Annotated in this window: 19 protein-coding genes; 2 read left to right on the forward strand and 17 right to left on the reverse strand. The window is 43.9% G+C overall.

The annotated features are described in order from the left end of the window. Positions 1-332: 332 nt before the first annotated feature. Positions 333-953 (forward strand): thiol:disulfide interchange protein DsbA/DsbL, encoded by a 621-nt coding sequence (locus tag QO189_RS04335; protein WP_371531675.1) that lies wholly within the window; start codon positions 333-335, stop codon positions 951-953. Between the two features lie 128 nt (positions 954-1,081). On the opposite strand, the gene yjgA is transcribed toward QO189_RS04335, so the two are convergent. From yjgA to mazG, 8 genes are all read right to left on the reverse strand, one after another. Then, on the reverse strand, positions 1,082-1,594 hold the full coding sequence (gene yjgA, locus QO189_RS04340) for a ribosome biogenesis factor YjgA (protein WP_371531676.1): 513 nt from the start codon (positions 1,592-1,594) through the stop codon (positions 1,082-1,084). Positions 1,595-1,643: 49 nt separating this feature from the next. Beyond that, a complete protein-coding gene (gene rapZ, locus QO189_RS04345; RefSeq protein WP_371531677.1) occupies positions 1,644-2,609 on the reverse strand; it encodes an RNase adapter RapZ in 966 nt (321 codons plus the stop codon). Positions 2,610-2,659: 50 nt separating this feature from the next. After that, on the reverse strand, positions 2,660-3,562 hold the full coding sequence (gene panC / locus QO189_RS04350; protein WP_371531678.1) for a pantoate--beta-alanine ligase: 903 nt from the start codon (positions 3,560-3,562) through the stop codon (positions 2,660-2,662). A gap of 57 nt (positions 3,563-3,619) precedes the next feature. Beyond that, the gene (gene panB / locus QO189_RS04355) at positions 3,620-4,420 is read right to left on the reverse strand and encodes a 3-methyl-2-oxobutanoate hydroxymethyltransferase (protein ID WP_371531679.1); all 801 of its coding nucleotides are present in this window, start codon (positions 4,418-4,420) and stop codon (positions 3,620-3,622) included. A gap of 118 nt (positions 4,421-4,538) precedes the next feature. Beyond that, positions 4,539-5,060 (reverse strand): 2-amino-4-hydroxy-6-hydroxymethyldihydropteridine diphosphokinase, encoded by a 522-nt coding sequence (folK, locus tag QO189_RS04360; protein ID WP_371531680.1) that lies wholly within the window; start codon positions 5,058-5,060, stop codon positions 4,539-4,541. 1 nt (position 5,061) lies between these two features. Beyond that, entirely contained in the window at positions 5,062-7,260 is a 2,199-nt protein-coding gene (gene pcnB, locus QO189_RS04365) for a polynucleotide adenylyltransferase PcnB (RefSeq protein ID WP_371531681.1), read from the reverse strand. A 166-nt stretch (positions 7,261-7,426) separates the two neighbouring features. After that, positions 7,427-7,819 carry a ComEA family DNA-binding protein gene (locus QO189_RS04370; RefSeq protein WP_371531682.1) on the reverse strand — a complete coding sequence of 131 codons (393 nt, stop codon included), beginning with the start codon at positions 7,817-7,819 and terminating at the stop codon, positions 7,427-7,429. Then, positions 7,803-8,669: a nucleoside triphosphate pyrophosphohydrolase gene (gene mazG / locus QO189_RS04375; RefSeq protein WP_371531683.1), complete on the reverse strand. Its 867-nt coding sequence runs from the start codon at positions 8,667-8,669 to the stop codon at positions 7,803-7,805. The genes QO189_RS04370 and mazG overlap by 17 nt, the downstream gene beginning before the upstream one ends. Before the next feature lie 244 nt (positions 8,670-8,913). On the opposite strand from mazG, the gene QO189_RS04380 reads away from it, so the two are divergent. Beyond that, positions 8,914-10,401, forward strand: coding sequence for a phosphomannomutase CpsG (locus QO189_RS04380; protein WP_371531684.1), 1,488 nt, complete (start codon positions 8,914-8,916; stop codon positions 10,399-10,401). A gap of 65 nt (positions 10,402-10,466) precedes the next feature. Here QO189_RS04380 and QO189_RS04385 read toward each other — a convergent pair whose 3' ends face one another. The 9 genes from QO189_RS04385 to QO189_RS04425 all read right to left on the reverse strand — a co-directional run bounded on the left by QO189_RS04385 (position 10,467) and on the right by QO189_RS04425 (position 23,962). Further along, positions 10,467-11,873, reverse strand: a complete 1,407-nt coding sequence (locus QO189_RS04385) for a UDP-glucose/GDP-mannose dehydrogenase family protein (protein WP_371531685.1) — start codon at positions 11,871-11,873, stop codon at positions 10,467-10,469. Between the two features lie 34 nt (positions 11,874-11,907). Next, on the reverse strand, positions 11,908-13,587 hold the full coding sequence (pgi, locus tag QO189_RS04390; protein ID WP_371531686.1) for a glucose-6-phosphate isomerase: 1,680 nt from the start codon (positions 13,585-13,587) through the stop codon (positions 11,908-11,910). A gap of 2 nt (positions 13,588-13,589) precedes the next feature. Beyond that, positions 13,590-14,462: a UTP--glucose-1-phosphate uridylyltransferase gene (locus QO189_RS04395; protein WP_371531687.1), complete on the reverse strand. Its 873-nt coding sequence runs from the start codon at positions 14,460-14,462 to the stop codon at positions 13,590-13,592. Positions 14,463-14,532: 70 nt separating this feature from the next. Beyond that, the gene (galE, locus tag QO189_RS04400) at positions 14,533-15,606 is read right to left on the reverse strand and encodes a UDP-glucose 4-epimerase GalE (protein WP_371531688.1); all 1,074 of its coding nucleotides are present in this window, start codon (positions 15,604-15,606) and stop codon (positions 14,533-14,535) included. Between the two features lie 76 nt (positions 15,607-15,682). Next, complete coding sequence (gene sucD / locus QO189_RS04405) at positions 15,683-16,558, reverse strand: succinate--CoA ligase subunit alpha (RefSeq protein WP_201601740.1); 876 nt, start codon at positions 16,556-16,558, stop codon at positions 15,683-15,685. 98 nt (positions 16,559-16,656) lie between these two features. Beyond that, the gene (gene sucC / locus QO189_RS04410; protein WP_371531689.1) at positions 16,657-17,823 is read right to left on the reverse strand and encodes an ADP-forming succinate--CoA ligase subunit beta; all 1,167 of its coding nucleotides are present in this window, start codon (positions 17,821-17,823) and stop codon (positions 16,657-16,659) included. 156 nt (positions 17,824-17,979) lie between these two features. Beyond that, entirely contained in the window at positions 17,980-19,434 is a 1,455-nt protein-coding gene (gene lpdA, locus QO189_RS04415) for a dihydrolipoyl dehydrogenase (protein ID WP_371531690.1), read from the reverse strand. A 254-nt stretch (positions 19,435-19,688) separates the two neighbouring features. Further along, complete coding sequence (gene odhB, locus QO189_RS04420; RefSeq protein ID WP_371531691.1) at positions 19,689-20,921, reverse strand: 2-oxoglutarate dehydrogenase complex dihydrolipoyllysine-residue succinyltransferase; 1,233 nt, start codon at positions 20,919-20,921, stop codon at positions 19,689-19,691. A 155-nt stretch (positions 20,922-21,076) separates the two neighbouring features. Beyond that, entirely contained in the window at positions 21,077-23,962 is a 2,886-nt protein-coding gene (locus QO189_RS04425) for a 2-oxoglutarate dehydrogenase E1 component (protein WP_371531692.1), read from the reverse strand. Between the last annotated feature and the right edge of the window lie 125 nt (positions 23,963-24,087).

The following is a 24,087-nucleotide window of genomic DNA, read 5'->3' on the forward strand; positions in this document are numbered from 1 at the left end:
CTGCTTTAGACATACTTATTCGCATGCTTTATAATTAGTATAAAGTAAGCATAGCGATGAGGCGTAAGCTTCAAAGAGCTAACTATCAGAAATGACAAGCAATACGCCTTAAATAATAGCTAACAACTTTATAACTGTCGGTTAAGAATCCGATTCACAAGCGTGCACGTTTTACGCTATCATAGTCGATACTTCAATATTGTTCGATTATACTTGACGCTGTATCGTTCAGACACTCTGAAAATCGTATATCTCACATATCGATGTTGTAAATGTCATAAATACCCTAACCTTTTAACAAACTCTAAATCCCTACACCTCAAGGATAAAGTATGAAACGTGTCATTACACTGACTGGTCTGGCGATGGCCATTGGACTTGCCTCAATGGGCGCACAAGCTGCGGACTATGTCGCTGGAAAAGATTATCGCGTAATAGACAACCCAGAGACCATCAGCGGTGATGCTATCATTGTTCGTGAGTTTTTCTGGTATGGCTGCCCGCACTGTAATGTGCTTGATCCGTATATGGAAAAATGGGCAAAAACTAAAGACAAAGATGTGGTATTCTTCAAAACCCCAGCGGCACTTAACCCTGTTTGGGAAGCCAACGCTCGTGGTTTCTATGCGGCTCAGCTTTTAGGGTTCGAAGACAAAACCCATTCTGCACTATTTGACGCGATCCACAAAGATGGCAAAAAGCTGTTTGATCAATCATCATTGAGCAAATGGTACGCATCAAAAGGCGTGAATGAAAAGAAATTCAACAGTCTGTATAACTCATTTGCTGTTGGCACAAAAATTGGTCGCTCACAAGAAGGCGCTAAACGCTATCAGCTTTCTGGCGTACCAGCCGTGGTCGTACAAGGCAAATACGTGGTAACTGGTGAAGATGCGAAAGTGCCTAAAGTTGTTGAATATCTAGTCGATAAAGCCCGCGCTGAAAAGAAATAACCTATATTACGTTAGCTTGAATAGCATCATTTACGTGCGATAATTTCTGTATGACACGTCAAAAAGCCAATCATTCATTGATTGGCTTTTTTGCGTTATAAAATCTAATCAATATTACTATCGTATATCTATTTTTTTAATTGCGACAAGATCGCCACTTCACGAATATAGCTTGCCAAGTCTGCTTTGGATTCTTCCATTAGCTCATCGTCTTGCATATGTTTGGCGTACTCAATCCATAGTAGCAATTGATACATACTGTTGTGCTCAGAAGCTTTGTATTGTTTTACAAACTGCTTGAGCGTGCCCTCATCATTGATGTTTAGGCGATCATACCAACTTTCAATTTTAGACACTTGCTCTTTAGGAAAAAATGCATCAAACAACGCCTTGACCAACTCGTGACGATTTTCTTCACTGATGAGCTTGCCGACACGCTTGGTCTGACGGTTACGAGCATTGGCGCTGGTGATATCAGCCAATGCCATGAGTTCCGCCATAAAGTAATCACTGGCTGGTAATGTTTTTAGCTGTTTTTTTGATAGGCCAGCGAGCGGTATAGACAGTTGCTGCAAGCGCTCATGAGATTTTTTGAGTTCTGTGCGCGAGACGCGCATATCTTGTTCTGACCAGTCAATCATAAAAGCTTTCCAAAATAATAAGTAATAAAATTAATAGTACTGAATATAACTACCAACGACTTTTTTCGCGATGTTTTGCCAGTACTTTTACACCTCCTGGCATCGTATCAGCCAGGCGACGCTGCAAATGATCGGCGATAAATACTGAACGATGCTTACCGCCGGTACAACCGATCGCAACCGTCACTGTATGACGATTGTTGTGCAAAAACTCTGGTAGCCAACGTGTCAAAAACCTATCGATGTCATTGAGCATTTCAGACACTTCAGGATAGTCAGCGAAGAATGCGCTGACTTCAGCATCGAGCCCTGTTGAGGCACGCAGCTTAGGATTCCAATGTGGATTGGGCAAAATCCTGACATCAAATACAAAGTCAGCATCAATAGGACTACCGTGCTTAAAACCAAATGACAGCAGGTTAATGACAATCTGATTGTCCATGCCAATATGTTCGCGTAACCTGTCTTTTAACTGATGGATATTTAGACTGGTAGTATCAATCTTAATATCAGCATGACCAGAAATTGGCTCTAATAATTCAATTTCTTTCTTGATCGCAGCAGGCAGGTTAAATGCGATATGCTTTGCATTGTCACTATCAACATCTTGAGACATCAAAGGGTGAACGCGGCGCGTCGCATTGAAACGTGCTATCAGAGTATTCTCTTGCGCCGTCACATATAAGACTTGTACCGCTTGCGCCCCATAGGTCTCTTTCAAAGAAGCATAGATGGCGGCAAAGTTAGATAGATCAGCTCGTGGCGTCCGTATATCAACACCTAGCGCAATACGATGGATACCGCTTTCTTTTACCAGCTTGTGGGCGGCGCTCGGCAATAAAGACAACGGCAGATTATCAATAGAGTAATATCCTAAATCTTCTAGGATATTCAGCACTGATGTTTTGCCTGATCCTGAACGGCCTGATACCACTAGAATACTGAGCTTATCCGTTGATATTTTTGGCGTTATCGATGCGGCTTGATTATCGCTTTGATCCTGACTTATATCCATGATCTACCCATTCTAGTTCATTGCATCTGATACATTATGTACCAAAGGGTTTACCCCACCACTGCTAACTGATTATCCAATAAACGTGCGCGTCCCAGCCATGCTGCAACCAAAATAACAATGTTTTTATTTTCTATATTGAAGGTTATAGAGTCACTTACGACAGAACCCAGCTCTTCAGTTTTTACTTCTAGATAATCGATCGTGAAACCTGCGTCACTAATGCGTGTACGCTTGTCTGCTAGTAATGATTCAAACGCTTGCTGGCTGATGCCACCACCTTTCAACTGCTCTGCCAAACCTTGTAGCTCTCGATGCAGTGTAGGCGCAACTTGTCGCTCAGATTCGGTTAAGTATTGATTACGCGAGGAGAGCGCTAGCCCATCATCAGCACGAACAATAGGTGCACCAATAATCTCAATTGGGTGGCTCAAATCACGCACCAACTGCTTAATAATAGCCAGCTGCTGATAGTCTTTTTGGCCAAATATCGCCACATCTGGTTGCACAATGTTGAAAAGCTTAGAGACAATGATACCAACGCCATCAAAATGGCCAGGGCGTGATTGACCACATAGTTGGTTACTAATAGCGCCAGCTAATACGGTAGTCGGTGGTGGTAATACTGGGTACATCGCATCACTGCTCGGCGCAAAAACATAATCTGCACCAACAGTAGCAAGCTTAGCCACATCTTCGTCTAGTGTACGTGGATAACTATCAAAATCTTCTCCAACGCCAAACTGAGTAGGGTTAACGAAGATACTGACCACCACTATATCTGCATGCTGTTTGGCAATTTTTACCAGCTCAAGATGACCGTCATGTAGATTACCCATTGTTGGTACTAGCGCAATGCGCTGCTGACGGCCTTGTTTCTCACTTTTCTGACCACGATAAGGCTGAAGCGCTTCACGTAGTGACGAGATATCATGATAAATAATTGGAAACATGATTACTTTTCTTCTATTCAAACGTTCTGTTGTTCAATAGCTTAAACAACTTAAAAATCAGCTAAATTGGTGCTGTTCGGTTGGGAAACTGCGTTCACGTACCGATTGCTGATACAATGCAAAAGCCCCTTCAATACTGCGTGTACTGTTTCGCTCATCAGTCAAAAAGTCATGAACAAAACGGGGAACACGACCATGTACCATACCAAGCATGTCATGCATCACCAGTACCTGACCATCAGTATCTGCGCCGGCACCGATACCGATGACTGGTACAGCGACAGCATCTGTCACTGCTTTGGCAAGTGCTGCCGGTACACACTCTAGCACCAACAGCGCTGCACCAGCATCAACCACTGCCCTAGCATCAGCGAGCAATTTGTCAGCCGCTTCGTCACCGCGACCTTGAATCTTATAGCCGCCAAAGACATTGACCGATTGCGGGGTCAAACCAAGATGTACACAAGTGGGCGTACCTGCTTGCGCTAAAGTCGTCACCAATTCACAGAGCTCACTACCGCCTTCGACCTTAATTACATGCGCGCCTGCTTGCATCAATTGGCGGCTATTGGCAATGGCTTCTGGCAACGTCACATAACTCATGAAAGGCAGATCAGCCAATATCAAGGCGTGTTCATTACTACGGGCGATATTGGCTGTGTGATATGCCATATCATTGACGGTCACAGGTAACGTTGAGTCGTGGCCTTGCACGACCATACCTAGACTATCACCAATCAAAATCGTATCTATCTCAGCTTTATCCATCATCCGTGCAAACATTGAGTCATAGCACGTCAAGCAAGTAAACTTAGTACCGTCTTTTTTAAATTTATTTAACGTAGATAATGTTGTCATATGACCCTCAATTAACTTGCAATGCCTTTAATTATCAATGTCTATCATTTTAGCTAGCGTTAGTGAGCTATCATAAAAAGTATCTGATACTTAATCAGTTATAATAAGCCACTGAAGATCAGTCATTTGATAATAATTTTAAGCCTGTCCAATCATGACTTTGTGGGTAGTCAGCTATTGATTTTCCTACGATAGTCAAATGTGGCGCTAACTCTCGCAGTGGTATCAATACAAAATTACGCTCGCGTAGTCCAGCGTGCGGAACCGTTAGTTGTGGTTCGGCAATCTGCATATCACCATATAGTAAAATATCGACATCTAGACTACGCTCACCCCAGCGGCGCAAACGTGCCCGCTTGGCCATGCTCTCTAACTTCTGACAAAAACTAAGCAGCTCAAAAGGCGTCATTACCGTTTCGAACCCAGCAACCGCATTGATAAAGTCTGGCTGGTCTTGTGGACCCATTGGCGCTGACGCATAAAAAGAAGACACACTAATTTCGCGTATTTTCTCACTATTTTTCATACTTTCAAGCGCTTGCTGCAAATGGTCTATAGGCGAGCCCAACTCATTAGATAGATTGCTACCTAGGCCCACATAACAGGTAACCCAGTGACTATCATTCGTACTGTTATTCATATCAGGCACTTTCAGTACTAGGCTGACGGCGACGGCGTTTTGATGGCACAGGGCCTTTATCATCGGTCACTTTAACAGCAGGGGCTTGATTACTAGCAGCTTGCTCAGTTTTTGCTGTGGTTGCTTTGACTGATTTCTTAGCCTTTGCTGGTGTAGCCGCTTTCTTCGTCACTTCACGCTCTACAGTTTTTGCTTCTGTAGTATCAGCTGAACTAGCTGATTTCGCTACTGACTTAGGTGCTTTTCTCGCATACTTCACTGTTGACTGCTCTTTATCATTCTTGCTTTGCAACTCGACACTATTTGCACTATCAACAGTGGGCTGACGACGGCGACGCTTGTGCGGAATCGGCTCGTTATTCATACTGACTAGCGCAGGCGATCTTGCGATTGAGCGAGTTGGTCTTGCCTGATCAGCTGATGCCTTAACCTCTGACGAACTAGCTTGAGACAACTGAGTGTTATCTGAACGATCAGCTTTATCCGTTTGCTTTTGGGTGTCGTTATTAGTCGACTCTTGCTTTTGCACAGGTGCGCTCTTGCGCTTCGGCTGCGATGCACTCTCAGCTGGCAGCTGCTTTTGTAGCGGCGGCACAACCTTTTCGTGCTCTATAACAAACAGTGGCGCAGGTTTAGAATGGTGGCGTTTGTTTGTCGCTTGGTTATTACTAGCAAGCGATAGCTGCTGTAGCTGCGCAAGCTCATTGCTATCTTGTTTCACCTGCTGCGTGTTGTACTCTTTGTTGTTACTGCTGTCATTTTTAGACTGGCTGACAGCGCGACGACGGCGTGCTGGGATATTCGATGAATCGTTTACCATTGTCTGATCCTTTCTACCTTTCTCATTACTATCATTAGCATTGCTTTGTTTCGCACTGCTCTGATTAGATGGTGAGTGATCAGTGATATTTGCTTCTGGTTTTTGACGATTGCGTCCACGGCTACGTTGCCCTTTTTTGTAGGCACCGCGGCGGATATTTTCGTCGAACGCTTCAATCGCTTGCTGCTGCTCTCGCTCAGACAATGTCTGATACGTCTGCCACCACTCGCCCATGTCATTCGTCGATTCTGACAATGGATGCTCAGCATCACCGCATTGCTCACGCAATAATAAAAAGTCAAAACCCGCACGAAAGCGCGGATGCTCAGAGAGCTGAACGATTTGCTTGCTACGCGGAGCTGCAAGTTTTGGCTGCAATATCCAGATATCACGGATAAACTGCTCAGCAAATTTTGGAATAGCGGTTTTGATGCGTTGACGGTCAATGACTTTACCAGCGGCATGCATTTGTGCTTCAGCAAACGGCATATTGCGCTTTTTAGCTTTTGCCAATTGATGCAGATAGTTTTCCCACAATAGCGCCGCATAAAAGAACGCTGGATTGATGCTTTTGCCTGCTGCAATACGCTTGTCAGTATTGATTGCCACTTGATTGACTAAGGCGCTTGGCTCGGCTGGTGGATAAATGATGAGGCTATCGATCGCGCCAGACTCAAACAATAATGGCAACAGTGGCACTAGATAGCCACCGGTAAACATCTTCTGTGTTTCATCATAGAGACGATGTGGCGATATCTGCTCAAGCAGGGCCCAGTTGCCATCATGAAACTGATCGGACAACGCATCATCAAACTCAAAGCCCAATTTGGCTTTAAATCGAAGGGCACGTAATAATCTTACTGGATCTTCTTCGATACGTACTGGCGCATGACCCAATAGACGAATAATTCTGTTATCAATATCATCAAGCGCACCGCAGAAATCATGCACCACGCCTTTGAGCGGCTGATAATAAAGCGCATTGATAGAAAAGTCACGACGGGCAAAGTCTTGTTTGATATCGCCCCACACATTGTCGCGCAGGATCATACCATCCTGATTGGTATTGGCATTGCTCGTTGGTGGACCACGGAAAGTAGCCACTTCGATTAACTCGCGACCTGAATACACATGTGCTAACTGGAAGCGTCGACCGATGATACGGCAACGCTTGCCAAAGACATCTTTAATCTCGTGCGGCTTGGCATCAGTCACGGCGTCAAAGTCTTTTGGGCGCAGACCCAATAAGGTATCGCGCACACCACCACCAACGATATACGCATCAAACCCAGCTCGGGTCAATGTGGCAATCACTTCAGTAATGGAATTGGGTAATTCAGATTTGTTCAGTTCTAACTGCTTGGCGGCACGCTCGGCCATGCATCTACTCCTCGCCGGTATTCTTTAACCACCCCTGAATAACACAGCGTTTATCAGGCGGATGTACCCGCTAGTTTAACAAATTTTGCACGTGCTGGGTGTGTTATGACATTTACTTACATGCTATTTTGTCAATATTGGGATTGATTAATGTAAAATACCGCTATTAATCTTGCACACTTAAGCGTCTTCGATTTTTCTCAAGCGTTTTTGCACCAATACCTTTCACCTTTGCTAATTCATCTACTGTTTTAAACTCACCGAACATTTCACGATATAAAATAATCGCCTGTGCTTTACTGCTGCCAATACCATTTAGCGATACCAGCTCACCTTCACTGGCACGATTGATATTTACGGTGGCTTCATCTCGTGCCTGTATTTTGGCATTTTCTTGTGCCAACAGATAATTGTAAGCACGCTGAGGATTGTCAAAACAGGGAGCAGCGTGGGCATTATTAAGCACCAGCAGAGCACATAAAAGACCGAAAATAGACATTGCTATATAGCTGCTAGACAAAATATAGCTACGAGACGAGATTTTATGATGAGCGTTCATGTTGTTTCGCCGCTTCCCACAATGCATCCATTTCGGTTATATCGCTGTCCTCCAAACGCTTACCACTTGATGCTAATTGCTCCTCGATATAACCAAAACGTGATTTAAATTTATGTACGCAGGTTAAGGTAGACGCTTCTGCATCAAGGTTCAGTTTACGTGCGACATTGACGAGCGCAAACATGCAATCGCCTAATTCCTTTTCGACCTCTCTGATATTTGCTTTGATCTCGACTATAGATTTATCTGTTAGCTCATGCTTTAGCTCGGCAATCTCTTCATCCAGCTTTTCGACTGCACCAGCAATACCGTCCCAATCAAAACCCAGCTTTGACGCTTGTTTTTGCACGTCTTGTGCCTGCATTAAGGCACTGCCCGCTTTCACTTGATCTAAGCGACGTTTTGATTTGCCACGTGCTTCGCGTGCCTGCTGCTCTTCCAATTTAATTTCATCCCAGCGTATTTTTACTGCGGCATCGTCCTTGAGTGTTTCCGCTTCAAATACATGAGGGTGACGGCGAACCAGCTTTTCTTGCAAGGTCGTAATGACATCACTCATATCAAAACGCCCTTGTTCAGCGTACATCTGACAATGAAAGATGACTTGTAACAGCACATCTCCCAGCTCGCCTTTGATATCTTCATCATCATCGCTTTGCACCGCTTCGCCAAGCTCATAAGCCTCTTCGATGGCATAAGGAATAAGGCTATGGTTAGTCTGTTTCCTATCCCACGGACAATCTGCTCGTAGACGAGCCATCAAAGCCAGTAAATCATCAAACTCACCACTCGCTTCTGGTGTGCCTTGCACAGGCGCAGGCACTGTTACTTTATTGTCTAAAATACTCATAGGAAATACTCTTATATCTTATTTATCATGCCATTTTTTGGCTTGGTATAGCGTATAGTTTATCATTCTCGTATGTCAGTGTAGTAAGAGGCTTAGTGATCGATCAGCATAAATCTGCGTCATACATATCGACATGTATCTAACTCATTGAGTAGTTAATGTATCATTGAACCCTGATTGGCTTATAATTATGCTATCTACTTTCTTATTTTATCATTGCTCACGCGCAAGGAATTTTATCATTATGTCCACTTCTGAGACCACCAGCTATCAGCCAGCCACGGAATTCAATCCTATCACCATCAACTCGTTTAAAGCCTATGATATACGCGGTGAGCTTGGCGTCAATCTCGATGAAGACATCGCTTACCGTATTGGTCGGGCTTTTGCTCAGATTTTATATCAGCGCTATCAGGCATCCATTGAAAATAAAACCAATGATATGGCAGATCTAAAACCAGCTATCGTCATTGGTAGTGATATTCGCCACTCTAGTGAGCAATTAAAACGAGCCGCTATCAAAGGCATCGTTGATGCAGGCATTAATGTGATCGATTTGGGTATGAGTGGTACGGAAGAGGTCTACTTTGCTACCAGTCATTATCAGGCACTTGGTGGTATAGAGGTCACGGCGAGCCACAACCCTATCAACTACAATGGTTTAAAACTGGTCAAAGAGCACTCAAAACCTATCAGTGCGGATGATGGTTTGGCAGAGATTCAGGCATTGGCAGAATCAGGACAATTTACAACTGACAATCAATCAGGACAGTTGCAATTATTGACTGATAAAAGTGCTTATATCGATCACGTCATGACTTTCGTTGATATTGATAAACTAAAGCCCCTTAAACTGGTCATTAATTCTGGTAATGGTAGCGCAGGTCCAGTCGTTGACTTGTTAATCGATAGACTGGTAAAAGCTGGTGCACCCATTGAAATTATCACCTTGCATCATACGCCTGATGGTAGCTTCCCCAATGGTATCCCCAATCCAATGATTGAAGCCAATAGACTGGCGACTCAGCAAGCTGTGCTAGAAAACAAAGCGGATCTTGGTATTGCCTTTGATGGTGACTTTGATCGGTGCTTTTTGTTTGATGAAAATGGATCGTTTATTGATGGTAGCTATATCGTCGGTATGCTCGCTCAAGCTTTTTTGAATAAGTATCCAAACGAGTCCATTGTTTATGATCCACGAGTCATATACAACACAGAAGCGGTTATCGAAGCGCATAATGGCAATGCCGTTATCAGCAAGTCTGGACACTCTTTTATCAAGCAAATCATGCGCGATTCAGGTGCAGTCTATGGTGGTGAGATGTCCGCCCATCATTACTTCCGTGACTTTTTCTATTGCGACAGCGGTATGATTCCTTGGTTACTCACCATAGAGCTGCTGTCTATCACTGGTAAGACCCTATCAGAATTGGTCACAGGCTACATTCAGTCTTATCCCAGCTCAGGCGAACTAAATTTTCGCCTCACGACTCATGATGCCCCAACGATCATCAGCGCAATTGAAGAAAAATTTAGTATCGACAATCCAATTAAATCTTCGCTTGATGGCTTAAGCCTAAATTTTGGCGAATGGCGCTTTAATTTACGTGCTTCAAATACTGAACCACTGATTAGATTGAATATCGAAAGTCGCGGCGATCACGTGTTATTGTCTGATAAAACTCAAGAAATTCAGCAATGGTTAGCAGCACAAGGTGCTGTACCAGCATAAAGCCACAAAAAAGCTCGCTAATCATGATTAGCGAGCTTTTTTAATAATGAAGAACTTCAATAACATTATTTAGACCGGCCAATGCCCACATAGTCGCCTACTAAACGATCAATTTGCGATCGAGTAAATGTATTTTGCGCATCAAATACTGGCATGGCTTGCTGATTGATCTTATCAATATCTAGTCGATCTCGTGGCGACCAATTGATCACAAAGACTGCCTGAGCCTCACTCATTTTCTGGTAAGGGTTAGCGATTAATTCAAGTAAAGGTTGTTGTTCGTATAGTGCAGCAAGCTCACCCTGTGCCTTATCACTATAAACCAGTGTACGGATATTATAAGACCATAGTAATGCTAATAACGGATGAATGGCTGAGCCTGCGGTACGGCCTGAGCCTGCTTTATAGCTGCCGCCCCAAATCATGACAGTTTTATTATCAATGAAACCATCAAAATACTGCCAAAACTTGCGAAATATCAGCTCTTTTTGGTCTTCGTTAATATGCATGACAGACTGTAAAAGAGGCATGTCTAAACTGTGTATTTTGCTCGACTGCTGTAACTTAGCAAGCTCGGTAGGTAATGTATTACCGCCAAACCCCCATCCTGCCTGTAGATAGCTACTGCCTACACGCTCATCCAATCCCATGATACGACTCACCTGACTGATATCCACCTGCTGGCTATCCGCCAAGCGTGACATCTCATTCATAAAGCTCACTCGGGTCGCGAGCATCGCCATAATACTACTACGCGCAAACTCTATCGTTGCGATATCGGCATGATGAGCGGTGCGCGCATGCTGCATTAACGGCTGTAACATCTCTAAATATTGGTTGCTATCTGCTGTTTTTTCACCTAGTAACCATAATGCAGGGTTCAACATGGAGTTATAAGCATCACCATCTTGTAAAAATACAAACGGGACATAATAAACCCAAGCGCGCTGTAAACGCTCAGATAGCGCTGAGATAGTCCCTAATTGCTCAATACCACTCATAATCACAGGTGATGCCTGTTGGTGACTATGGTTAAATGCCGTAATCCAGCTGTCGTCGTTCCATGTTGGCTTAATACTGTCTAAAAACAACCAGTAAAGCGCCACTTTATTTCGATCATCACTATGAATGCTTTGACTGACAATTTGGCTATCACCATGATTTGCCGTTTCATAATATTGTATTAACGTCTCTGCACTATCTGGTAATGCTTGACTCGTAATGATTTGCTGCTGTACATACATTTGCCATAGCGCTTGCAAATGGTGCTCAAAGCTATATTGCTGTATCTGCTGAGCCAATAGATCCATATCCGCATACAGATGAACGCGTTGACCTAAACTTGCCAGCACCACTGCACTGGTGATCGCTTCGATACTATGGCCAACCAGCACACACGCATTGGAACTGGTCACTTGGCTTGATGCAAATTCATTATAAGGCGTACATTGATAGTTTGTAGCAGTCCCCATGAGTGTACCTTTTTACATTATTGATTGATCAATATTACTGAGACAGTTTTTTGATATGCTGCAATAATTGGTCGGTAGAGGTGTCAAATTGGCTGTAAGTCTCTTGCTGCATAGCGTCATGCACAGACTCTGCCATTTGTTTGCCCATCTCAACCCCCCATTGATCAAACGGATTAATATCCCAAATACTGGCCATCACGTAAACCTTATGCTCGTAGAGCGCAACCAGCGCACCCAAACTATGAGGCGTAAGCTCATCAATAAGCAAGGTAGTTGATGGTTGATTGCCGCGGTAGTATTTGTATTTATCTGCACTAGATACCGTTTTTTTATCACTATTTGAGACATCTGTGACAGCAGCATTGCCAAATGCCAAGACTCGACTTTGCGCTAAGCAATTTGCTAAAGATAGCTCATGCTGTTGTTGTAAAGAAGCATTTTGTACCTCGCCACTATAGCGGCGTACACAAGCAATAAAATCACAGGAGACTTGCTGTGTTCCTTGATGCAGTAGCTGATAAAAGGCATGCTGAGCGTTTGAACCAATTTCGCCCCACAGAATTGGGCAAGTATCATAATCAATATGATCGCCGTGCTGAGTAACCGACTTGCCATTACTTTCCATTTCAAGCTGGGTCAAGTAGCTAGGCAGATAGCCCAACCGTCCATCATAAGGCAGTACGGTATGGGCATTCACCTTCAAAAACGTACTGTTCCATACAGCTAGCAGCCCTAGCAATACTGGTAAGTTATTTACAAAATCTGCCTGAGCAAAATGCTCATCCATACTGTGAGCACCACTTAATAGCTCCCTAAACCCATTCATACCAACACGAATAGCAATGGCTAGCCCAATCGCTGACCACAAAGAAAACCGGCCCCCAACCCACTCCCAAAGCTCTAATTGATGCTCAGGATGTATCCCCCAAGCGCTCATCTTTTCACTATTGGCTGATATTCCAATAAAGTGCCGACGCAACACACTGTCTTCAGTACCAGCGCGCAGCGTCGCCGTCGCAAGTAACCATGACAGTGCAGTTTTGGCATTAGATAAGGTATCAACCGTACCAAAAGACTTAGACGAGATGATAAATAAAGTGGTTTCAGGATTTAAATGTTTTAGTAGATTATCAAGCTGAGTGCCGTCCATATTAGAGACGAAGTGCACACCGATGTCCGTGTCTGCCCATTCATCAAGCGCGGCAGTTGCCATGAGCGGTCCAAGATCAGAACCGCCAACGCCAATATTGACCACATCGGTAATAGCCTTACCTGAGAACCCTCGCCATGTGCCACTACGGACACGTTCGGATAATCTCGCTACCTGCGCCAAACTATGATGTACATCAGCAACCACATCTTGCTTACCAACTTGTAGCTCTGCATTCTCAGGCAGACGTAGTGCTGTGTGTAAGGCCGCTCGCTCTTCACTATTATTGACCATCGCGCCTTGCATCAACGCATCAATTCGAGCGGACAACTCACAGCTATCTGCTAGCTGAAATAAAGCGTCCAATACCTGAGAATTAATGCACTGCTTGCTATAGTCTATGTGCAGCGCACCAGCTTGCGTACTAAAGCGTTTCGCGCGGCTGTCATCTTGTGCAAATAAGCTTGCCAGCGACCATGGCTGTGCCGCAAGCGTTTGCAACTGCTCCCAGTATTTGGAACAGCGAGCGCTATCATACTTCTTATCGTCCTTTATCTTATCCATCGCTACTTATCATCTGCTAATTGCTGCTCGGCAAAATAGATAAACGCTTGCATATACGAACGCATGTCACCTGCATCATAGCTAGCACCGCGCATCGTTGTGACATTTACACCATATTCGTTAATGAGTGCATCGATAGCATCAGTCAGCTGAATCTCACCACCGATTGAGGCTTGCGTATTGGCTAAATAATCAAAAATTTGATTGCTAAATACATAGCGACCCACTACAGCTAGATTTGATGGTGCTTCTGCTAGACTGGGTTTTTCTACAAAACCTGCAACGCTAAAGCTAGCATTCACATCTGCTTGGTCATTCATATCACTATTCTCACTGAGTTTAGCGATACCATACTTATGCACGTCTTCGTCTGCTACGTTATCAACCAATATTTGTGAATGACTATCTGTAGCAAAGGCATCTAACATAAAGGCCAAATTATCAGCAGCCATATCAGTAGTAAACGGATCGAGAACGACATCAGGGAGTAATACAGCAAAGTCATGCTCGCCGATGATAGGGCGCGCAGCTAGTACTGCATGCCCCAAACCTAAGGCCTTGCCTTGACGGATCATTGATACCGTTACATCCTCTGGTAGCCAGTTCAAGCTATCAGCCAGATCATCCTTTCCTTTTTGACGTAATTGATTATCCAATTCCGCATTGATATCAAAGTAGTTTTCAATCGCACTTTTTTGCGCATGACCGACCAAGACAATATGCTTGATACCCGCAGCGATGGCCTCTTCGACCACGTAATGGATAGCAGGACGATTGCCAAGTGGTAACAACTCTTTTGGCACAGATTTCGACAGCGGCAGCATACGTGTACCAAAGCCTGCGACAGGTATAACGGCATGGGTTATTTTTTTCATAACAAGAAGACCACTCTGAAAAGATGAATTAGGAAAAGTTGTTAAATAAACAAAGAGTATCTAACAAATCTTAAGATACTTTATAACCACTAGGATTCATGCTCTGCCAATACCATGTGTCTTTACACATGTCGTTAACGGATAATTTGGCTTGCCATCCTAATAATACTTTCGCCTTGTCAGCACTGGCATAGCAACTGGCGATATCACCAGCACGACGATCTGTAAATTGATAAGGAATATCTCTTCCAGTCACTTCGGTGAAAGCATTCACTAACTCTAATACAGAGGTACCTTTGCCAGTTCCTAGGTTAATCGGTAGAAAACCTACTGATTTTTTCATATCTGAAGGGTTTGTTGAACTGGTTCGACGCTCTAAATAATTAAGCGCTGATACATGACCCTGAGCCAAGTCAGTGACATGGATAAAATCACGGACACCTGTTCCATCGATAGTAGGATAGTCATTGCCAAAGATGCTGAGCTTTTCGAGCTTACCGACAGCGACTTGAGAAATATAAGGCATCAAATTGTTGGGAATATCATTTGGATCTTCCCCAATTTGCCCAGATGAGTGCGCGCCTACTGGATTGAAATACCTAAGAGGTATCAAATTCCAACTACTATCAGATGTGACCAAATCTTCTAAAATATGCTCGACAGTAAGTTTACTTTGTCCATAAGGATTGGTACAAGAACGTGGAGAGTTTTCGTCAATAGGTAAATTTTCAGGATCGCCATAAACCGTAGCAGATGAAGAAAACACTAAATTCTTGACGTCATACTCTGCCATAACTTCTAACAAATCTATCGTACCAATAACATTATTATTATAATACAGCAATGGTTTGGCTACTGATTCGCCAACTGCTTTTAAACCAGCAAAATGAATCACGCCAAAGAACTGATGGGATGAGAAGACTTGTCTCAGCGCCTCAATGTCTCGAATATCACCTTCAACAAACTCGATATTTTGACCAATTAAGGTAGAGACACGATTAATCGCTTCGCGACTACTATTGGATAAGTTATCGTATACTACCATATCATAACCTGCTTCATGCAAAGCTATACAGGTATGCGAACCAATATATCCAGCACCACCAGTGACTAATATTTTGTTTCTCATAAAATTTACAGACATAAAAAAGACACCCCATTGTAGGGGTGTCCTCATAATAATTCAATACAGTTTTGGTATTAATAGGCTTTTGTCAATTTTACCAACCAGTAACTTCTTTTAGCTTCTCACCAAGCTTAGATGGATCACGTGTATACGCGATGCCAGCATCTTCAAACGCTTTGAATTTCTCTTCAGCAGTACCTTGACCACCAGAGATAATAGCGCCAGCATGGCCCATGCGCTTGCCTTCTGGAGCGGTAACACCAGCGATATAACCAACAACTGGCTTAGTTACATGGTCTTTGATATAAGCAGCAGCTTCTTCTTCAGCAGTACCACCAATCTCACCGATTAGAATGATTGCTTCAGTTTGTGGATCAGCTTCAAACAGTTTTAACGCATCAATCTGGTTCATACCAGGGATAGGATCACCACCAATACCGATACAAGTTGACTGACCAAAACCAAGCTTAGTCGTTTGAGCGACGGCTTCATAAGTCAAAGTACCAGAACGTGAGATGATGCCCACTTTACCTGGCTGATGGATGTGGCCTGGCATGATGCCGATTTTACATTCGCCTGGTGTGATAACGCCTGGGCAGTTAGGACCAACCAAACGTACGTCGCCCGCTTCTTCAAGATAGCGTTTTGCTTTTAGCATATCGATAGTCGGTACGCCTTCAGTAATCACAACGATCAACTTAACGCCAGCATCGATGGCTTCAACGATAGAGTCTAGTACAAATGGTGCTGGTACGTAGATAACAGAAGCGTCAGCTTGAGTCGCTTCCATGGCTTCCGCCATTGTGTTAAATACTGGTAGGCCTAGATGCGTTTGACCGCCTTTACCTGGGGTTACGCCGCCAACTACTTTGGTGCCGTATTCGATGGCTTGTTCTGAATGGAACGTACCGTTTTTACCAGTGAAACCTTGTACCAATACTTTGGTATCTTTATCGATTAATACACTCATTATATTTTCCTTGTATTCGGTTGTCTTGCAATGATGGCAGTAGGCGTCGGCTGTCATTAGCCTTTTAATATGTCACTGCCGTCATTACGCTTTGGCTATTACGCTTTAACAGCGTCGACAATTTTTTGCGCGGCGTCAGAAAGACCTTGGGCTGAAATCAGTTTTAGACCTGACTCTTCTAGGATCTGCGCGCCTTTCTCAGCGTTGTTACCTTCTAAACGTACGACCACAGGAACTTGCACATCAACTTCTTTTACTGCAGCAATAATCGCTTCTGCAATCATGTCACAGCGTACGATGCCGCCGAAGATGTTGATCAATACGCCTTCAACACTGCTGTCTTCAAGGATAATTTTGAACGCTTCAACAACGCGATCTTTGGTTGCGCCGCCGCCAACGTCCAAGAAGTTAGCAGGCTTGCCGCCATACAGTTTGATGATGTCCATGGTCGCCATGGCAAGACCAGCACCGTTAACCATACAACCGATGTTACCTTCTAGAGCAACATAGTTTAGGTCAAACTCAGCCGCTTTCAGCTCACGCTCGTTTTCTTGAGTTTTATCTTGTAGCGCTGCGATTTTTGGCAGACGATATAGGGCGTTTGAGTCGATGCCAATTTTGCCATCAACACAAACGATTTCGCCATTTTCACGAACAGCTAGAGGGTTGATTTCCATCAATGCGAAATCGTTTTCAACAAATGCTTTATAAGCGCCAGTCATCAATTTAACAAATTGATTGATTTGCTTGCCTTCTAAACCAAGTTTGAACGCAACGTCACGCGCTTGGAAAGGCATTAAACCAACTAAAGGATCAACGTGTACTTTGAAGATTTTTTCTGGTGTGCTGTGTGCTACTTCTTCGATATCTACGCCGCCTTCGGTAGATGCCATAAACGTCACACGACGAGTCGCACGGTCAACAACAGCGCCAAGATATAGCTCAGTTTGTACTGGATACATATCTTCTGCAACCAATACAAAGTTGACTGGCTGACCATCAGCATCAGTCTGGAACGTTACTAGGTTAGTACCGATCAGCTCTTCAGCAACTTGCTTAGCTTCTTCACGAGTTTTAACTAGCTTTACGCCACCAGCTTTACCGCGACCACCAGCATGTACTTGCGCTTTAATTACCGCAATGTCAGTTGGGGTTTTATCAAAAGCGGCTGCCGCTTCTTCGCCGTTATGAGCGATGATGCCTTCTTGAATTGGCAAACCGTAGCTTTTTAATAGCTCTTTTGCTTGATACTCATGTAAATTCATTGATTGTATCCTTTATTTTTTACAATTAATAAAAAGTGAAATCAAGTGCGTGCATATATATTAATCATATATCTGACGCACTCATGATCGTAGTATCTCCAAAATAGCGATACCACAATCAGGTTGTAAATCGATAATAACTAAACGAACAACTACTTATTTCTTACGCTTTTTGCGCTGGATAGCGTGGATAGCACGTCCATCTGCAGATAGCGCAGCTTCATGCACTGCTTCTGAAATCGTTGGATGAGCAAATGTCATCAACTGTAGATCTTCGATACTAGAGACAAACTCCATCGCAATCATACCCTGATGGACGATATCACCAGCACCAGCAGAGATAGCATGCATACCTAGCAGGCGATCTGTCTTAGCATCGGCAACGACTTTGATAGAGCCTTGTGCTTCGCTTTGCGCTAATGCACGGCCGTTAGCAGCTAAATTGAAAGAGCCGGTTTTAACTTCATAGCCAGCTTCTTCAGCTTCTTGCTCAGTCAAACCTACCCATGCGATTTCTGGGTGAGTATAAATGACATTGATGATAGTGTCATAGTTAACTTGAGGTTTTTCGCCATGAATACGCTCAACAGCCATCATGCCCTCTTCCATTGCTTTATGCGCAAGCATAGGACCACGGACCAAATCACCGATAGCATAAACACCATCAAGGTTGGTTTTGCACTGATCATTGACATCGATAAGGCCACGTTCAGTCAACGTGATACCGCTGTCTTCACCAAGTAGCTTTTCAGAGTAAGCGCGACGACCGACACAAACGATTAGCTTGTCGAAGCTTTCCTCGCTCGATTCGCCATTGCTTTCGCTAGTAACGACAACTTGGTCACCTTGTACTTCAGCATTGGTTACTTTGGTATCAACGCGGATATCAAGACCTTGCTTTTTGAGCATTTTGCCAGCTTCTTTTGAGATGTCTTTGTCAGCAGCAGCTAAGAAGCTAGGAAGTGCCTCATATACGACGACCTCGCTACCTAGGCGACGCCATACTGAACCAAGCTCAAGACCGATAACACCAGCACCAATAACGCCTAAACGCTTAGGAACTGAAGTGAAATCAAGTGCGCCAGTCGAATCAACAATACGGTCACCGTCAGTTTTGGCAACAGGGATTTCGATAGGCACAGAACCTGCCGCAAGAATAACATTCTTAGCAGTGATCGTTGTTTCGCTCTCGTCTTCTAAAGCGGTAAATTTGACTTTTTTGTCAGCGCCTTTGCCGTCAACTAAAGTACCCCAACCTTGTAACCAATCAACGCCATTGCCTTTTAACAAGGCTGCAACACCGCCAGTCAACTGCTTAACAATACCTTCTTTACGCTCTATCATTTTTTCGATGTTGATAGCAACGTCACCAGTACTGATACCGTGCTCGTCAAGGTCATGCTTAGTAGCTTCATAACGATGTGAGCTGTCAAGCAGGGCTTTTGATGGGATACAACCAACGTTTAAACAAGTGCCGCCAAGTGCTGGCTCACCTTTATAAACGCGCTTTTCGATACAAGCAACACTCATACCAAGCTGGCCTGCACGAATCGCTGCTTCGTAACCACCAGGACCGCCGCCGATGACGACTAAATCATAATTGTCTTTCATAGTACGTTCCTATTTTTAATTGTATGTGTCATTTAAACTGGTTGTTATCTCGCTGATAGATCAGCGTTATCTACACTAAATAGTTAATACACTATGTCAGTGAGATAGACTCACTTGTCAATAGCAAGTCACCATTATTAAATTCTTTTTTAATATAATTAACAGCAAATCAATTGCTGCTTATCAGGTAGAGCTATTGTCTGTACCAAAGCTAAAAAGCTTGTATTAGCGGTTGCCAATACAAGCTTAGAAGCTTACAAGTCTAGTAACAACATAGCTGGGTCTTCGACCAGCTCTTTGATAGTTACTAGGAACTGTACCGCTTCTTTACCATCGATCATGCGATGGTCATAAGATAGCGCTAGGTACATCATTGGCAAGATTTCAACTTTACCATCAACTGCCATTGGACGATCATTGATCGCATGCATACCTAGGATAGCAGTTTGTGGTGGGTTCAAGATAGGTGTTGACATCAATGAACCAAATACACCACCGTTAGAGATAGTGAAAGTACCGCCAGTCATGTCTTCTAGACCAAGCTTACCTTGCTGTGCTTTACCGCCAAACTCACGGATAGTGCTTTCAACATCAGCCATGCTCATGCGATCAGTATCACGTAGTACTGGAACAACCAAGCCACGATCTGAAGATACTGCTACACCGATATCATAAAAACCATGATAAACAATGTCATCGCCATCTAGTGAGGCGTTTACTGCTGGGAAGCGTTTCAGTGCTTCTGTCGCCGCTTTTACGAATAATGACATAAAGCCTAAACGTACACCATGACGCTTTTCGAACTTCTCTTTATACTTAGCGCGCATGTCCATCAATGGCTTCATGTTCACTTCGTTAAACGTCGTCAACATCGCTGTATCTTGTGATGCTGATAATAGACGCTCAGCAACACGCTTACGAAGACGAGTCATTGGTACGCGTTTTTCAGTACGCTCACCCATTGATTCGGCAACTGGACGACCGTTGTCAGACTTGATGCTGCTGTCTGATTTCAGTGTTGGGTTAGCCATATCTGTTTTGGTGACACGACCACCGCGGCCGCTACCTTCAACTTCTTTAGGATCAACACCAGACTCTTTTGCTGCTTTACGAACTGCTGGGCTTTGATCTTTATGCTCTGTTTCATCTTTTTTGTCAGTGACTTGTACTGGCTCGCCACCATCAGCCGCTTGCTCTTCTTGTGCTGGAGCAGCTGACTGCTCTGCAGCTGGTGCTGCATCGCCTGCACTTGCACCCGCTTCGAACTGTGCAATCAACTCGTCAGACAATACGGTATCGTCAACTTGCTTAACGATTTTAGTCAATACACCATCATCAGGTGCGACAACTTCTAGTACCACTTTATCAGTTTCGATTTCAGCTAATAGGTCGTCACGGCTAACTTGTTGACCTTCAGTGACATGCCATTCAACGATTGTGCCATCGGCAACCGATTCTGGAAAAACGGGGGCTTTGATGTCAGCCATCGATATACTCCTTAGATTTGGATATTCATACTTATTATTAAGTCGTGATAGGCAGTCAGTAGCATTCTAGTGATGCTACTTAGATTGTACTAAAAGATACTGACTGTCATCGCCTGATTCATTTATCTTCTATAGTCTTTCGATTAGATAATCTGTTACTGAGACAACTCATCAACACTGATACCAAGACCACCAGCAATTAATGCTTGTTGTTGCTGTGCATGCAGTTTTGGAGATCCTGTTGCAGGTGCTGCACTAGCAGGACGTGCCACGGGCTCCATAACTTTTGCTTTGGTTGGATGTGGTACAACGATACGGAACATATGCGGTGCTAAGTAATACCAAGCGCCTTGATTCAATGGCTCTTCTTGCGTCCATACAATCTCAGCTAGGTTGCTGTATTTTTCGATCTCATCGACCAAACGTTGCTCTGGTAGCGGATATAGCTGCTCGATACGAACGATAGCAACATGATCGAGACCTAATGCACGACGCTGTTCTAGTAGATCGTAATAAACCTTACCACCACATAGCACCATACGAGTCACTTTATCTGCGTTGTGATCGTCCATCTCTGGCAATACCGTTTCGAACTTACCGTTAGCAAGCTCTTCTAGATGAGAAGTTGCTAGCTTGTGACGCAACAAGCTCTTTGGTGACATAACGATCAACGGCTTACGAATTGGACGTACCGCTTGACGACGCAAGGCATGATAAATCTGTGCAGGAGTCGTTGGCGTGATGACTTGCATATTGTCTTCAGCACATAACTGTAAGAAGCGCTCAAGGCGAGCAGATGAATGCTCAGGGCCTTGACCTTCAAAACCATGCGGTAACAACATCGTCAAACCACAAACACGCTGCCACTTGGTCTCACCACTTGAAATAAACTGATCGATGACGACTTGAGCACCGTTCACGAAGTCACCAAACTGAGCTTCCCAAACGATCAAAGCGTTCGGTACTGTCGTAGCATAGCCATATTCAAAGGCCAATACCGCTTCTTCTGACAACAACGAGTTGTAAGTAGCAAAGCGTGCTTGTTTCTCACTCAAATGAGCAAGTGGCACATACATGCTGCCATCATTAACATTGTAGATTTCAGTATGACGATGTGAGAATGTACCACGGCCAACATCTTCGCCCGTAATACGTACTAAGACATCATCGTTATCAACTAATGATGCATAGGCTAATGTCTCAGCGGCACCCCAGTTAAGAGGCTCTTCGCCTGTTTGCATCGCTAAACGCTGCTCAACAACCTTTTGAACCTGACGCTGTAGCTTATACCCTTCTGGCATCTCAGCCATACGTCGTCCATAACCTTTGAGCTTTTCGATATCAACACTAGTATCCCAGTCGTCAACCAAGTCATGCCCTAGATAAGGCTTCCAGTCTACAAATAACTGCTCATTAGGTTCTTGAACTAGTGAGCTGACAACGTAATCACCACGGTCTAAAGATTCACGATAATTATCTTCGTACTGCTTTTCTTCTTCAGTATTTAAGATACCTTCTGCGATGAGCTTTTGTGCATAAAGGGTACGTGTCGTTGGCAGTTTCTTGATAACCGCATACATCAATGGCTGAGTTGCTGAAGGCTCATCTGCCTCGTTGTGACCGTTGCGACGGTAGCAGAACAAGTCAATAATGATGTCTTTATCAAACTGATGACGATAGTCTAAGGCTAATTGAGCCGCGAAAACGACTGACTCAGGATCATCACCATTCACATGTAGGATTGGTGCATGTACCATCTTTGCGACGTCAGTACAATATTCGGTTGAACGAACATCTTCTTGACGGCTAGTGGTAAAGCCCACTTGGTTGTTGATAACGATATGCACAGTACCACCAGTGGTATAAGCACGGGTCTGTGACATTTGGAAGGTTTCTTGAACCACACCCTGTCCAGCAAAAGCCGCATCGCCATGGATAACGATCGGTAATACTGAGTTGCCACCCGTGTTGTCCAATGATGGCTGATCATTACGGCGCACTTGACGTGCACGTACTGAGCCTTGTAATACTGGTGCAACGATTTCAAGATGCGATGGGTTAAATGCTAAAGCCAAATGCGCTTCACCACCTGGTGTCATCACGTTAGATGAAAAACCATTGTGATACTTAACATCGCCTGAGCCTTTTTCTGGCTGCACTTTACCGTCAAACTCATCAAACAAGTCTGCAGGGTTTTTACCCAAAATATTGACCAACAAGTTTAGACGTCCACGGTGAGCCATACCAATAACCATCTCTTTTGTGCCATAGCCACCAGCACGTTGGATGATTTCATTGACTGCAGGTATGAAACTCTCACCACCTTCTAGACCAAAACGCTTAACGCCTGTATATTTACGCGCCAAATATTTTTCTAGACCTTCGGCAGCTGTTAGACGCTCAAGAATAGACAAACGCTTTTCTTTGTCAAACTTGATATAGCCTAGATTGCTTTCTACATACTCTTCCATCCAGCGTTTTTCTGTACTGGTGGTCACATGCATATACTCAATACCAATATGGCGGCAGTAAACACGCTCCATGATTTCGATAATTTCACGCAATGGCGCTTCATCTTTACCGATAACTAAATCATTGGTTGGGAATACAGTATCAAGGTCGGCTTCTGATAGGTTGTGATAAGCTAGAGTTAGATCTTCCACTTCTGCACGTGGATGTAAATCTAATGGATCTAGCTTGGCGCGGCGGTGACCACGGCGGCGGTATGCTGAAATGAGTTGCTGTACACCCATTTGCTTTGGATCAGTACAGTTGTCTGAATTGCTACTACTTGTACCGGTACTTTCGTTACTAGATTTGTTCGCTGTTTGATTGCGAGCAAGTAACAAAAATTGGTCTTTAATAGCATTATGCTGAGCATCATTTGACGATTTGTACTGTTCAAAGTACGCTTGCCAATCTGTGTCAACACTATCAGGGTCCGTTAGGTATTGCTCATAAAGAGCTTCTATATAGCTGGCATTATCGGCGGCCAGTTCAGTATGTCCTTGGTCCGCTTTTTCTTTGGTTATACTATTCATAATAATCGTCTATTTGATAGATAAATGAATGGAATCGTGCTTATTATGGTGTCAGTCGTTGTATGCTAGGCGTTCAGACAATTCGTCATACCCCATTGAATACTGTTCGATAAAACACTTTTATC

The sequence above is a fragment of the Psychrobacter sp. Arc29 genome (assembly GCF_041431175.1).
Lineage (GTDB): Bacteria > Pseudomonadota > Gammaproteobacteria > Pseudomonadales > Moraxellaceae > Psychrobacter.